The sequence below is a fragment of the Terrirhizobium terrae genome, assembly GCF_030323265.1.
Taxonomy (GTDB): domain Bacteria; phylum Pseudomonadota; class Alphaproteobacteria; order Rhizobiales; family Rhizobiaceae; genus Neorhizobium.
Genome location: NZ_CP104992.1, coordinates 3,889,189 through 3,902,127, shown reverse-complemented (window position 1 = coordinate 3,902,127; position 12,939 = coordinate 3,889,189). Strand labels below are relative to the sequence as shown.

The following is a 12,939-nucleotide window of genomic DNA, read 5'->3' as shown; positions in this document are numbered from 1 at the left end:
ACTCGATGACCCCGATCGCTCGAAGCCAGAACTGGCGAGTGGCCAGATTATCGGGCCTGGCTTAACAACAAGTATAATATGGGAAATCGACGAAGACGGATGTTGTTCCGGATTCGTGCGGTTGCGCATTTTGTCCGATCTCGCGTTGACGAATGATATTTATGTGGCTAACACTCGCTGCCATGAAAATCTCGAAGGTACTTATTGTGGTGGGAACGCGCATGGGCAGGACGGTGTAACCGTCCGGCGGTAGCCACCCATGCGCGGAAAGACAGGCTCCTCAAGGGGCCTTTTTTTATGCCCTTAATCCGGCTCGGAGGAGCCGCCGGTAACAATCCAGCAGTGAACGGACCAAGATGATGACGGACACCAATAATCAGAACCCCGACAACCAGATGACTGGTGCGGAGATCGTTCTGAGGGCGCTGAAGGACAATGGCGTCGAGCATATTTTCGGCTATCCCGGAGGAGCGGTGCTGCCGATCTACGACGAGATCTTCCAGCAGGAGGATATCCAGCACATCCTCGTCCGCCACGAGCAGGGCGCCGGCCACGCGGCTGAAGGCTATGCGCGCTCCACCGGCAAGGTCGGTGTCATGCTGGTCACCTCCGGTCCGGGTGCCACCAATGCCGTCACGCCGCTGCAGGATGCCCTGATGGATTCTGATCCCGCTCGTCTGCCTGACCGGTCAGGTACCGACGACGCTGATTGGTTCGGATGCCTTCCAGGAAGCCGATACGGTCGGTATCACGCGCCCCTGCACCAAGCACAACTGGCTGGTCAAGGACGTCAACGATCTGGCCGGCATCATCCATGAAGCCTTCCGCATCGCGCAGACCGGCCGCCCGGGTCCTGTCGTCGTAGATATTCCGAAGGACGTGCAGTTCGCTACCGGCACCTACACGCCGCCGTCCGAGACTGCGATCAACAAGAGCTACAAGCCGAAGGTCGACGGCGACATGGCAGCAATCCAGGCGGCAGTGGAACTGATGGCGACGGCCAGAAGGCCTATTCTCTATACCGGCGGTGGTGTCATCAATTCCGGTCCCGAAGCGTCCAAGCTGCTGCGCGAACTGGTCGAGCTCTCCGGTTTTCCGATCACTTCAACCCTGATGGGCCTCGGCGCCTATCCGGCTTCGGGCAGGAACTGGCTCGGCATGCTGGGCATGCACGGTTCCTATGAAGCGAACATGGCTATGCATGATTGCGACGTCATGGTCTGTATCGGCGCGCGCTTCGACGACCGCATCACCGGTCGCATCAACGCGTTTTCGCCGGATTCCAAGAAGATCCATATCGACATCGACCCGTCGTCGATCAACAAGAACGTCCGCGTCGATGTTCCGATCATCGGCGATGTCGGCCGCGTCCTGGAGGATATGGTTCGTCTGTGGCGGGCAATGCCTAAGAAGCCTGAAAAGGCGCAGACCGCCGACTGGTGGTCGCAGATCGAGGGTTGGCGGGCGCGCAAGTCGTTCTCCTACAAGAATTCCAACGACGTCATCATGCCGCAATACGCCCTGGAGCGTCTGTATGAGGCATCGAAGGGACGCGAGACCTTCATCACCACGGAAGTCGGCCAGCACCAGATGTGGGCGGCGCAGTTCTTCGGTTTCGAGGAGCCGAACCACTGGATGACCTCCGGCGGCCTCGGCACGATGGGCTACGGCTTGCCGGCCGCACTCGGCGTGCAGGTCGCCCATCCCGATGCTCTGGTCATCGACATCGCCGGCGACGCATCGATCCAGATGTGCATCCAGGAAATGTCCTGCGCCATCCAGTATAACCTGCCGGTCAAGATCTTCATTCTGAACAACCAGTATATGGGCATGGTGCGCCAGTGGCAGCAGCTGCTGCATGGCAACCGCCTGTCGAATTCGTACACGGAAGCGATGCCGGACTTCGTCAAGTTGGCGGAAGCCTATGGCGCCATCGGCATGTATTGCGACGATCCGAAGGAACTGGACGACAAGATCGCCGAGATGATCGCGGTGAAGAAGCCGGTCATCTTCGATTGCCGCGTCGCCAACCTCGCCAACTGCTTCCCGATGATCCCGTCCGGCAAGGCACATAACGAAATGCTGCTTCCCGACGACGCGACCGACGAAGCCGTTGCGACCGCAATCGATGCCAAGGGCCGTCAGCTCGTTTGATACGCGCTGCTGTTCTTAAGACAATACTTGAGGAAACGGACCCAAGACCATGAATGCACATCAGCAGCCTACTGGATCGGCCTACTTCATCAACCCGGAGACAGCAAAACCGGAGAACCATACGCTGTCGGTTCTCGTCAGCAACGAACCGGGCGTGCTCGCCCGCGTCATCGGCCTGTTTTCCGGCCGCGGCTACAATATTGAAAGCCTGACGGTTTCGGAAACCGAGCACGAAGCGCATCTATCCCGCATCACGATCGTCACCAACGGCACGCCGCTCGTGCTGGAGCAGATCAAGGCGCAGCTCGAACGCATCGTGCCGGTGCATCGGGTCGTTGACCTGACGGTGCGCGCTCGCGATTTTGGCCAGGAGCGGCCGATCGAGCGCGAAGTGGCATTGATCAAGGTCGTTGGTGAGGGCGAGCGCCGGGCGGAAACGCTGCGTCTTGCCGATGCCTTCCAGGCCAAGGTGGTGGATGCGACCGTCGAGCATTTCATCTTTGAGATCACCGGCAAGTCGTCGAAGATCGACCAGTTCGTGGCGATCCTGAAGCCGCTCGGCCTGATCGAAATCTGCCGCACCGGCATTGCCGCGATGAACCGCGGCCCGCAGGGCATGTAACATGCCGATCGATCCGGCGGGCATCGACAAAACCTGTCCGCCGGGTTAGGCGAGAGCAACTCGATTGTGAGGGGATGCTCAAGTCTTGAAATCCGATAACCCGCAAAGGATCGGCGGCAAGCCGTGGTTGCCGCCCGTCGGCACGCCGCTCGGCGCCATGCACTGGCTCCGGGACGATCTGCCGTGGGTGAAGGATTATCTCGGGCTCGACGAGATCCGTACCTGCTTCACGCCGGGCATTGCCGGCACGATGGCCTGGGGCGGGCGGATCGGCTCGAAGATCACGAAGGCAATCGCGACAGCCCGCCTGCTGCCGCACTGGCGGCTGGAGGACGGGTTTCTGCGCTCCGTCGGTCTCGGTAAATCCGGCAGCCTGCCGCTGTCCATCGTGGCCGACGATCTCGGTCTGTCGACCGACGCATCTGTCGCATCCCGGCTCGAACGCCTGATCATCGAGGCGGATGATGCCGATGCGGGCCTCGGTGCCAGCGTGCGCGAGGCGATCGTCCATCACGGGCTTTCCAAATACAATCACCTGCCGCATGACGAGCCGACATTCGTCGGCAACGGCAAGCGCCGTGTGCTGCTAGTCGACCAGGTAAGGGGTGACGTCTCGGTTCCCCGGTCGCTCGGATCGGAAGAATCCTTCGAAACGATGTTGAACGATGCGCTCGCCAGTGGCGCCCATTGCATCGTCCGCACCCATCCGGATGTGATCGCCGGTTATCGCAGGGGCTATCTCACGGAGATGGCGGCCGGGAAGCCGGGCGTGACGCTTTCCGCCGAGCCTGTTTCGGCAGCCGCCATCCTCAAGGTCGTGGACGAGGTGTGGACCGTCGCCAGCCAGTTCGGCTTCGATGCCCTGCTGAGAGGTGTTCCCGTCCGCTGCTACGCCGCGCCCTTCTATTCCGGCTGGGGGCTGACCGAGGACCGGATGAGCGAAAGAGCCCGCCGTATCATCGCTGGTCGCAGGACGGTCACGCGCAGCGTCGATCACTTGGCGGCGGCTGCCTTCGTGCACTATCCGATCTACCGGAATCCTGAGACCTGGGCGGTGACCGATGTCTTCCAGACCATCGACGCGATCGTAGCCGGCCGCAAGCTCTTATAGCATTTCAAGCGGGCGCTTGCCCTTCGGAGCGGGGAATGCCGCATCGAGCGCTGCCCAGTCTGCGTCACTGATCTCAAGCCCGATCGCGCCGGCATTCTCCTCGATCCTTTCGGGGCTCGAGGATTTCGGGATGGCGATGACGCCGCGTTTGATGAGGAAGGCGAGAGCGACCTGCGCCGGTGTCGCCTGATTGGCCTTGGCGATCTGGATTAGTTCGGCATTGCGCACGATCCGGCCCTGTTCGATCGGCGAATAGGCCATGATCGGGATCTTGCGTCCTTGGCACCAGGGCAGGAGATCATGTTCAATGCCGCGCCGGGAGAGATTGTAGAGCACCTGGTTGGCGGCGCAATTTTCGCCGCCCGGCACGTCCATCAGCTCCTCCATGTCATCGACGTCGAAATTGGAAACGCCCCAGGCGCCGATCTTCCCGGCTGCCTGCAACTCCTCGAAACCGGCAACCGTTTCCTCAAGCGGATGCGGGCCACGCCAATGGAGCAGGTAGAGGTCGATCCGGTCCGTCTTGAGGCGTCTCAGGCTGCGCTCGCAGGCTTCGATGACGCCGCGGTGGCTGGCATTGTGCGGATAGACCTTGCTGACGAGAAACACCTCGTCGCGGCGTCCGGCGATCGCTTCGCCGGTGATCACCTCGGCGCCGCCCTCGGCATACATTTCCGCCGTGTCGATCAACGTCAGGCCGAGATCCAGGCCTCGCTTCAGGCTGGCAATTTCCCGATCAGCCTGCCTCCGATCCTCGCCCATCTTCCAGGTGCCGAGCCCGAGCGCGGGCACGGATGGTCCGTAGGGAAGGGTGACGGTGGGCAATTCGGTCATGGCGCTGAACCTCGATCGGAATGGATCGGGACAGTCTAATGCAGCATGTGGGAATGCCAAGCGGCTTCACTGGAAGAGCGGAATATCCGGCTTGGTCAGCATCAGGAAGAAGATGGCGAGGACGGCGAAGAAGGCCGGGAAGCCGCAGGCGAACCAGATGCGATAGAGCCGGAACCAGATGGCCGGCAAAGGCTCGGACTTGGCGTCAGCGATGCGCGCAAGATCGCGAAGACGGATCTGGATCCAGACGACGGGCAGCCAGAACAGGCCGGTCACGACGTAGAGGACGAGCGACAGGACAATCCAGCTCTCCGTCATAGGCCAGCCCAGTCGGCTCGCCAGCAGATAGCCGGTGACCGGCTGCAGCACGACGGCTGTTGCGGTGAAGACGGTATCCGCGAGGACCACGGTGTTGGCGGTATGGGCAATCAGCTTGGGGTCCTCGGTGCCTCTGGCGATCACCATGAAGAAGGCAATGCCGGCGCCGGTACCGAACAGGACGGTAGCGCCGATGACATGCAGCAGGAGAAGGATGTTCTCGATATTCACCAGCCCGTCCATCAACGTTCATCCAGTATGGCAAGCGTCATCAAGGTCAGCGTGAGAGACGGCAGGACCTTTACCAGCGGGCCGAGCGGATCGAGCCACAGATGCGGCTCCAGAACCGTGCCGCCGGCCAGATAGGCGAGACTGACCGCAATCATGCCGAGCATCGCCTTGCGGGCGGTCGGTCGGAAGGCGACTGCAAGCCCGAGCAGGATATCAAGGAGACAGGTGCCGAGCGTCAGTGCCATCGCGGCCGGTGCCGGCATGAAGGAAGGAAATGTGCGGCGGCCGCGTGGATGTCCGTGAGCGGTATCAGACCGGAAAGCAGCCAGAAGATGGACAGCGTCAGGATGGCAACCGGCTTGAGGAGATAAAGCCGGGCAAACCAGAGATCCTGCACGCCGCTTGGATTTTGCGCGAGAACCGTGGCAGCATCGGACATGCTCAGGCCGTCCGGCCCCGGCCTGGTGCTGACCACGCCTTCGGTCATCACCGTCATTGCCGTTGTGCGCAGCGGCGAGCGCCAGCCGAGCCTGCCGGCCATATCCGCAACAAGGGCCACGGGCCTCGCCAGCAAAGCGGGCAGGGCGATCTGTCTTGCCGGCGCAAGACCGAGCCAGGCACGGTGCAGCCGCACCAGTTCGGAAAGTGTCACGCTGTCTTTCGCGGCGAGATCGACATCGCTGCCGGATGGGATGGCGCCGCTCACCGCAAGCGCGACAGCGTCGGCAACGTCATCAACGGCAACCGTCTGGATCGGATTTTCTGCGTGAACCAGTGGGCTGACACCGGGGAGGCTTGCAAGCGCACGGATGAGCGCGGTGCCTCCATGGGCATTGCGGCCGATGACGAGCGCAGGGCGCAGGATGACGAAGGGAAGGCCGCGTGCGGCAAGTGCTTCGTCGGCCCGACGCTTTGTCGCGAGAAAGGGCAGGTCGGCGGCAGCACCACCCGTGCGTGCCGAAATTTGGATGATCAGTCGGCCACCGACAGCCTTTGCCGCATCGTATAGCGACGTCATAGCCTTCTCTTGAGTTGCCACAAGATCGTCGGACCAACCGTCCTGTAGGGCACCGGCGCAGTTGACGACCGCATTGCAATCCTCAATCAGCGGCTGCCAGTCGGAGGCGGACAGCTTGCCGATATCCGCGCCGATCCATCGGGCAGCGGGCATCTTCTCTCTTGCGCGACCGGGCGCCCGACCGATGCCGGTGACATCGTGCCCATCTGTCAGCAGTTTCTGGAGGATCGCCTGCCCGATGAAGCCGGTGGCGCCGAGAATGAGGATCTTCATGCGTCGATTTTAGCCAAGCCATATGAATGATGCGTATCCATCTTTCACCGCTTTGATTCATCTTTCGTTCTTTCCTGTTGCGCTTTGCAGGAGAATCCTGCCAAGTCGCGGCCATGCAATTTTCACCGCAACAGGACGAGGCCCTCAAGGCCGTTTCCCGCTGGCTGAAAGAGGGCGCAGCCCGGTATTTCGCCTGTTCGGCTATGCCGGAACCGGCAAGACGACGCTTGCCAAGCATTTCGCCGAGCATGTCGATGGCGAGGTGCTGTTTGCGGCCTTTACCGGCAAGGCCGCGCAGGTTCTGAGGTCCCGTGGCGCCCGCAATGCCAAGACGATCCATTCGCTGATCTATCGCCCGCGCGGCGAAGAAGCGGTCGAGGATGAGGAGACCGGCAAGACGTCCGTCTCGCCGATGTTCGCCATCAATCGGCAGAGCCCGGTCGCCAAGGCGGCGCTTATCGTCATCGACGAGTGCTCGATGGTCGACGAGGCGCTGGGCCGTGACCTGATGAGTTTCGGCACGCCGATCCTGGTTCTCGGAGATCCCGGTCAGTTGCCGCCGGTGTCTGGCGGCGGGTTCTTTACCGAGCAGGAGCCCGACTATCTGCTGACCGATATCCACCGCCAGGCGCAGGACAATCCGATCATCCAGCTCGCCATGAATGTGCGCGAGGGCAAGGAGATCATGCATGGCGACTATGGCAAGGCACAGGTGATCTCGCGCAACGAGGTTACCCAGGAACTCGTGCTTGAAGCCGACCAGGTTCTCGTCGGCACCAACCGCACCCGCAAGCGCTATAACCAGCGTCTGCGCGAGCTGAAGGGCTTTACTACCGACTACCCGCAATCCGGCGACAAGCTCGTCTGCCTGCGCAACGACCAGGTGAAGGGCCTGCTGAACGGCTCACTCTGGCAGGTGATGAGCTCGTCCCGCGAGACCGTCAAGCCCGGCATCAACCTGATGATCCGCCCGGAAGACGACGACATGGATCGCGGTGCGGCCAAGATCAAGCTCTTGAAGGCCGCCTTCGAGAGCGAAGAAGAAATCCCGTGGTCGACGCGCAAGCGCTATGACGAGTTCGATTTCGGCTATGCGCTCACTGTGCATAAGGCGCAGGGTTCCCAGTGGAACAATGTCGTCCTGTTCGACGAAAGCTTCGCCTTCCGTGACAGCCGCGAGCGTTGGCTCTACACCGCGATTACCCGCGCCGCCGAGACGCTGACGATCGTCCGGTAAGCTACCGCCGATCCATGTTGGGTAGGGGCTCTGATGGCGGACGCGATCGTTGACAATGAACCTTGGACGCGGCAAAAGCGTTCTAGCCGCTGGAGTGCGGTCCGTGCGAGTCAGAACACCTTGCAACAGGCGCAAGGGCGGGCTCTCCGGACAGGAATTATGGGGTGATTGGCCTAATGACCGCGAAGATTTACCGTCCCGCCAAGACTGCGATGCAATCGGGCAAGGCGAAGACCCATCTCTGGGTGCTGGAATTCGATCCGGAAACGCCGCGCCGCATCGATCCCATTCTCGGCTACACTTCTTCGTCAGACATGAACCAGCAGGTTCGCCTGACCTTCGAAAGCCAGGAACTGGCCGAGGCCTACGCCAAGCGCGAGGGCATTGAATACCGGGTTATCCAGCCCAAGGAAGTCGCGCGTCAGACCGTATCCTACACGGATAACTTCCGGTTCACCCGGACCCAGCCCTGGACGCACTGACGATCTAGCGGCAGCCCTGCTGCCGCCTTCGGCCCCTTAGCTCAACTGGATAGAGCAACTGCCTTCTAAGCAGTAGGTCGCAGGTTCGAGTCCTGCAGGGGTCGCCATTCTCTTTTATTGGTTCAAAGAAAATTTCGCATATCCGCTATCGCACCACAGTCGGCTGCCCATAAAGCGGCACCGGGTACACATGGCTGCCGTCGCCGAAAAAGCCCTGGCGGTAGAGGCAGGATTTGAGCGCGATCCGGTAATAAAAGTTCTCCATGCGCGGCGTGCCTCGGATCGGCGTCGATGCCTCGACCATGCAGAGCTCCCGGGCGGCCTGTAAGCGCAGGTCCATATCCGAGCCTTCCACGATCGGCACGCCGCCATAGGTGAAGGTCGCCGCATGGGCGGCCGGGCTAAGCGCTACGGCAAGAAGAAGTGAGGCGAAAGCGGCTTTCATGCGTCGGCTCCGTGAATCTGCTGCGCAGCAACGGCGAAGGCGGCGATTTGTTCCCATGCCACCTAGAAGAATTCATATATGCGTGTTCGCATCTGCGAAATGGGCTTTCGGGATTCCAATTTTGGGTCATTTGCGATAGAGTCTCTGTCATCGGTTCCGTTGCATCACGCAGGGGAAGGTAGATTTGGCGTCGGGAGCAGGAGTTCCCGGATGGCGCTTTCAATACATTGAAAATGGTTTTTACGGGTCGCGCGGGGCGGCCCGGACCCTTGCATTGTCTTTGAGCCTTCGAGTGGGGATACATATGAACAGACATTTGCTCGCGGCCGCGGGGCCGCCTTTGCGTTTGTCGCCATGTCGGGCATTGCCCGAAGCGACGAGAGGCCGCTGATCTGGCAGCCGATCAAGAATTCCAACACCAGTTATGCAGTCAAGCTTGGCCTGCGTTTGCCGACGCGCCTGGAGCCGGAGGCGGGCTTCAATCTCGGCGTCAATACCACGGAAAAGGGTGGCAGGATCGTCGATACGCCGCTCGTGTTCTGGAGCAGGATCAAAGCCGCGAGCATCACACGCCCGGCCTACGAGATGAGCCGCGACATCGGTATCAATCTGGACGGCATGGCCGGCAGCGCGACGATTTCGATGAACTACTACGAGAAGCAGATCGCCACGCCTTCGTTCAATGTCGAGCGGCACAGCACCTATTCCATGCACTATAGCGGCGAGCAGGGGGACTGGACGGGACTGGAGGCCAGTCAGTCGATCAAGCTCAGGCGCACGGCCACCGGTACCGCTTTCAGCGCTTCGGCCAATAGTGCAGGGGGATTCGATACGTTCGGCGCAGGCCTGGGGATCGAGCAGAAGCTTGGCGAGAACATCACGCTTTCCGGCAATCTGAACCGGAATTTCTCCGATGCCGATACGGTTGCCAGCGTGAATGCCAATTATTCGTTCAGGTGGTAGCGAGAGCGAGATAGCAGCATCAAAAAGGGCGCCATCGGCGCCCTTTCTTGTTTCCGTTCCTGCAGATCCTAGTGAAGGATCTGGCTGAGGAAGAGTCGGGTGCGCTCGTGCTGCGGATTGTCGAAGAACTCGGCCGGCGAGTTCTGTTCGACGATCTGGCCCTGGTCCATGAAGATGACGCGGTTTGCGACCTGGCGGGCAAAGCCCATTTCGTGGGTCACGCACATCATGGTCATGCCTTCTTCGGCAAGGCTGACCATCGTGTCGAGCACTTCCTTGACCATTTCCGGGTCGAGAGCCGAGGTCGGCTCGTCGAACAGCATGATCTTCGGCTTCATGCAGAGCGAGCGGGCAATCGCCACGCGCTGCTGCTGGCCGCCGGAGAGCTGGCCGGGATACTTGTGGGCCTGTTCCGGGATCTTGACGCGCTTCAGGTAGTGCATCGCGATCTCTTCGGCTTCCTTCTTCGGCATCTTGCGGACCCAGATCGGCGCAAGCGTGCAGTTTTCCAGGATCGTCAGATGCGGGAAGAGGTTGAAGTGCTGGAACACCATGCCGACTTCGCGGCGCACTTCATCGATCTTCTTCAGATCGTTGGTGAGCTCGATATTATCGACGATGATGTTTCCGGACTGGTGTTCTTCCAGCCGGTTGATGCAGCGGATCATCGTCGACTTGCCGGAACCCGACGGGCCGGCGATGACGATGCGTTCGCCCTTCATCACTTTCAGGTTGATGTCGCGCAGGACGTGGAAGTCGCCATACCACTTGTTCATGCCGATGATTTCGACGGCAGTGTCGGTGGTGGAGACGGTCATTTTGGGTTGGGCTTCAGCCATTGTTTTTCCCCTTATTATCGCTTGTGGCCGGTGTCCATGTGCCGTTCCATGAAGACGGAATAGCGAGACATGCCGAAGCAGAAGATCCAGTAGATGAAACCGGCAAAGATAAGGCCGGTGATGGGAGTGACCGGAGTGATCCAGGTCGTGTCGGTAAAGTTCAGGCGGATGATGTTGAGCAGGTCGAACATGCCGATGATCGAAACCAGCGACGTATCCTTGAACAGACCGATGAAGGTGTTGACGATGCCGGGAATGACCAGCTTGATCGCCTGCGGCAGGATGATCAGGCGCATCTTCTGCCAGTAGCTGAGGCCGAGCAGATCGGCGCCCTCTGCCTGGCCCTTCGGAATGGCCTGCAGGCCGCCGCGGATGACTTCCGCCATATAGGCGGAGGCAAACAGGGCGACGCCGACGACGGCACGCAGGAAGTTGTCGATCGTCCAGCCGGTAGGCAGGAAGAGCGGCAGCATGACGTTGGCCATGAACAGAACCATGACGAGCGGAACGCCGCGGATCACCTCGATGAAGATGACGCAGAATGTCTTGATCACCGGCATGTCGGAGCGCCTTCCGAGCGCCAGCAGGATGCCGACCGGGAAGGACACGGCGATGCCGACGAAGGAGAGGATCAGCGTTACCGTCATGCCGCCCCAGAGCGAGGTCTGGACCGTCTGAAGTCCGAAGACGCCGCCATGCAGCAGGAAGAAGGCGACGACCGGGAAGATGATGAACAGAAGAAGAGCGTTCAGCGCCTTGTGCGGTGCCTTGGGGATCAGCAGCGGTACGAGCAGTACGACGAACATGATGCCGACGAGGACGACGCGCCAGCGTTCATCGAGCGGATAGCGTCCGAACATGAACTGCAGGAAGCGGTCCTCGACGAAGGCCCAGCAGGCGCCCTTCCAACCGTCCGGCTGGATGCCACCCTGGGCCACGGTGGCGCAGGCGGTGCGGTCTGCACCAACCCAGGCCGCCTGGACGAAGAGCCAGTTCAGGGCGCCGGGAATGACGGCTAGCAGCAGCAGTACGGCGAGGATCGTCAAGACGACATCCTTCGGCGTAGCCAGGAGATTGGCGCGGATCCAGCCCCCGACACTGCGTTCGCTGAGCGGCGGCGGTTCTGCCGAAAGCATTTCGCCGCGGACATAGGAGAGATTTTTGTCGACATGGCTTATCTCTCCACCAGGGCCATCTTGGCGTTGAACCAGTTCATGAACAGCGACGTTGCGATCGAGATCGACAGGTAGATCGTCAGCATGATCGAAATCATCTCGACGGCCTGGCCGGTCTGGTTGAGCGACGTGCTGCCGGTCGAGAACAGCTCCGGAAAACCGATCGCCACGCCGAGCGAAGAGTTCTTCGTGAGGTTCAGGTACTGGCTTGTCAGCGGCGGAATGATGATACGGAATGCCTGCGGCACCACGACGAGCTGCGTCGTCTTTGCCGGCTGCAGGCCGAGCGCCGAAGCGGCTTCCGTCTGTCCCTTGCCGACGCCCTTGATGCCTGCACGGATAATCTCCGCGATGAAGGCGGCGGTGTAGAGGAGAGGGCGAGATAGAGAGCCACGAATTCGGGGCGAATGGTGCCACCGCCGGACAGGTTGAAACGGCCCTCGACGGGATAGTCGAAGGTCAGCGGCGCCCCCATGACCAGAAAGGTGATGATCGGCAAGCCGATGATGATGGCGGCCGCGATCCAGCCAGTCGGCAACTGTTTGCCGGTGGCCATCTGGCGCTTCTTGGTCCAGATGCCGAAAGCGATCGCGGCAATGATGCCGACCAAGAAGGCGACCGGAATGGCTGACGCGCCTTCACCCCATACGGGGTAGGGGAATGTCAGGCCGCGGTTCGACAGGAAAGTCGAGAGTGGCAAGACGATCGCATCCCGCGGCTGCGGCAGGATGGCGAGAACGCCGGAATACCAGAAGAAGATGACCAGAAGCGGCGGAATGTTGCGGAACACTTCCACATAGACCGTGCACAGCTTGGCGATCAGCCAGTTATGCGACAGTCGGCCGATGCCGATGATGAAGCCGACGATCGTCGCGGTGACGATGCCGGTCGCGGCGATGAGGAGTGTGTTCAGGAAGCCGACGAGGATCGCGCGGCCGTAGGTCGAATCGCTCGTATAGGCGATGAGCGACTGTCCGATGTCGAAGCCGGAGCGGCCTCTCAAAAAGCCGTAGCCGGAGGCCGTATTGCTGCGCGCGAGGTTCTCGGCGACGTTGTGGCTGATGGCCCAGATCAAGAGGACGACGATCACCGCCGTCAGGATCTGGAAGAAAATGCTGCGCACCTTCGGATCGTAGAGAGGCGAGGCCTTTCCACTTGCCCGGGGCGCCGCGTCGTTCAGGGCGTGGTCCGTCATACGTTGTGCCAATTTTCCCGTTGGCCCTGATGGGCCTTATAT

The 12,939-nt window shown here is 60.9% G+C and carries 9 protein-coding genes, 1 tRNA gene and 4 pseudogenes; 7 read left to right on the top strand and 7 right to left on the bottom strand.

Going from position 1 to position 12,939, the window contains the following annotated elements:
- Positions 1–359 precede the first annotated feature (359 nt).
- The 3 genes and pseudogenes from N7E02_RS27310 to N7E02_RS27300 all read left to right on the top strand — a co-directional run bounded on the left by N7E02_RS27310 (position 360) and on the right by N7E02_RS27300 (position 3,887).
- Positions 360–2,154, top strand: a pseudogene (locus tag N7E02_RS27310) (acetolactate synthase 3 large subunit).
- 49 nt (positions 2,155–2,203) lie between these two features.
- The gene (gene ilvN / locus N7E02_RS27305; protein ID WP_093001181.1) at positions 2,204–2,776 is read left to right on the top strand and encodes an acetolactate synthase small subunit; all 573 of its coding nucleotides are present in this window, start codon (positions 2,204–2,206) and stop codon (positions 2,774–2,776) included.
- Positions 2,777–2,861: 85 nt separating this feature from the next.
- Positions 2,862–3,887: a capsular polysaccharide export protein, LipB/KpsS family gene (locus tag N7E02_RS27300; RefSeq protein ID WP_286580953.1), complete on the top strand. Its 1,026-nt coding sequence runs from the start codon at positions 2,862–2,864 to the stop codon at positions 3,885–3,887.
- Here N7E02_RS27300 and N7E02_RS27295 read toward each other — a convergent pair.
- The 3 genes and pseudogenes from N7E02_RS27295 to N7E02_RS27285 form a co-directional block, all read right to left on the bottom strand.
- Positions 3,882–4,721: an aldo/keto reductase gene (locus N7E02_RS27295; protein ID WP_286580950.1), complete on the bottom strand. Its 840-nt coding sequence runs from the start codon at positions 4,719–4,721 to the stop codon at positions 3,882–3,884. The two genes, N7E02_RS27300 and N7E02_RS27295, sit on opposite strands and share 6 nt — an antisense overlap.
- 66 nt (positions 4,722–4,787) lie before the next feature.
- The gene (locus tag N7E02_RS27290) at positions 4,788–5,270 is read right to left on the bottom strand and encodes a DUF2269 family protein (RefSeq protein ID WP_286580948.1); all 483 of its coding nucleotides are present in this window, start codon (positions 5,268–5,270) and stop codon (positions 4,788–4,790) included.
- An 11-nt stretch (positions 5,271–5,281) separates the two neighbouring features.
- A pseudogene (locus tag N7E02_RS27285) lies at positions 5,282–6,561 on the bottom strand (SDR family oxidoreductase).
- Positions 6,562–6,674: 113 nt separating this feature from the next.
- On the opposite strand from N7E02_RS27285, the pseudogene N7E02_RS27280 reads away from it, so the two are divergent.
- The 3 genes and pseudogenes from N7E02_RS27280 (at position 6,675) to N7E02_RS27270 (ending at position 8,387) form a co-directional block, all read left to right on the top strand.
- A pseudogene (locus tag N7E02_RS27280) lies at positions 6,675–7,798 on the top strand (ATP-dependent DNA helicase).
- A gap of 176 nt (positions 7,799–7,974) precedes the next feature.
- Complete coding sequence (locus tag N7E02_RS27275) at positions 7,975–8,280, top strand: ETC complex I subunit (RefSeq protein WP_286580943.1); 306 nt, start codon at positions 7,975–7,977, stop codon at positions 8,278–8,280.
- A 30-nt stretch (positions 8,281–8,310) separates the two neighbouring features.
- Positions 8,311–8,387 (top strand) — tRNA-Arg (locus N7E02_RS27270).
- A gap of 38 nt (positions 8,388–8,425) precedes the next feature.
- On the opposite strand, the gene N7E02_RS27265 is transcribed toward N7E02_RS27270, so the two are convergent.
- A complete protein-coding gene (locus N7E02_RS27265) occupies positions 8,426–8,725 on the bottom strand; it encodes a hypothetical protein (protein WP_286580942.1) in 300 nt (99 codons plus the stop codon).
- Between the two features lie 354 nt (positions 8,726–9,079).
- Between N7E02_RS27265 and N7E02_RS27260 the strand changes: the two genes are divergently transcribed.
- Positions 9,080–9,688 carry a hypothetical protein gene (locus tag N7E02_RS27260; protein ID WP_286580940.1) on the top strand — a complete coding sequence of 203 codons (609 nt, stop codon included), beginning with the start codon at positions 9,080–9,082 and terminating at the stop codon, positions 9,686–9,688.
- A 68-nt stretch (positions 9,689–9,756) separates the two neighbouring features.
- Here N7E02_RS27260 and N7E02_RS27255 read toward each other — a convergent pair whose 3' ends face one another.
- The 3 genes and pseudogenes from N7E02_RS27255 to N7E02_RS27245 all read right to left on the bottom strand — a co-directional run bounded on the left by N7E02_RS27255 (position 9,757) and on the right by N7E02_RS27245 (position 12,897).
- The gene (locus N7E02_RS27255) at positions 9,757–10,527 is read right to left on the bottom strand and encodes an amino acid ABC transporter ATP-binding protein (RefSeq protein WP_286580939.1); all 771 of its coding nucleotides are present in this window, start codon (positions 10,525–10,527) and stop codon (positions 9,757–9,759) included.
- A gap of 14 nt (positions 10,528–10,541) precedes the next feature.
- Positions 10,542–11,705, bottom strand: coding sequence for an amino acid ABC transporter permease (locus tag N7E02_RS27250; RefSeq protein WP_374730750.1), 1,164 nt, complete (start codon positions 11,703–11,705; stop codon positions 10,542–10,544).
- Positions 11,702–12,897: pseudogene (locus N7E02_RS27245) on the bottom strand (amino acid ABC transporter permease). The gene N7E02_RS27250 and the pseudogene N7E02_RS27245 overlap by 4 nt, the downstream one beginning before the upstream one ends.
- Between the last annotated feature and the right edge of the window lie 42 nt (positions 12,898–12,939).

Excerpts from the sequence above, each read along its gene's own strand:
- N7E02_RS27255 (WP_286580939.1), bottom strand. The coding sequence starts at position 10,527 with ATGGCTGAAGCCCAACCCAAAATGACCGTCTCCACCACCGACACTGCC.
- N7E02_RS27295 (WP_286580950.1), bottom strand. The coding sequence starts at position 4,721 with ATGACCGAATTGCCCACCGTCACCCTTCCCTACGGACCATCCGTGCCC.
- ilvN (WP_093001181.1), top strand. The coding sequence starts at position 2,204 with ATGAATGCACATCAGCAGCCTACTGGATCGGCCTACTTCATCAACCCG.
- N7E02_RS27265 (WP_286580942.1), bottom strand. The coding sequence starts at position 8,725 with ATGAAAGCCGCTTTCGCCTCACTTCTTCTTGCCGTAGCGCTTAGCCCG.
- N7E02_RS27260 (WP_286580940.1), top strand. The coding sequence starts at position 9,080 with ATGTCGGGCATTGCCCGAAGCGACGAGAGGCCGCTGATCTGGCAGCCG.
- N7E02_RS27275 (WP_286580943.1), top strand. The coding sequence starts at position 7,975 with ATGACCGCGAAGATTTACCGTCCCGCCAAGACTGCGATGCAATCGGGC.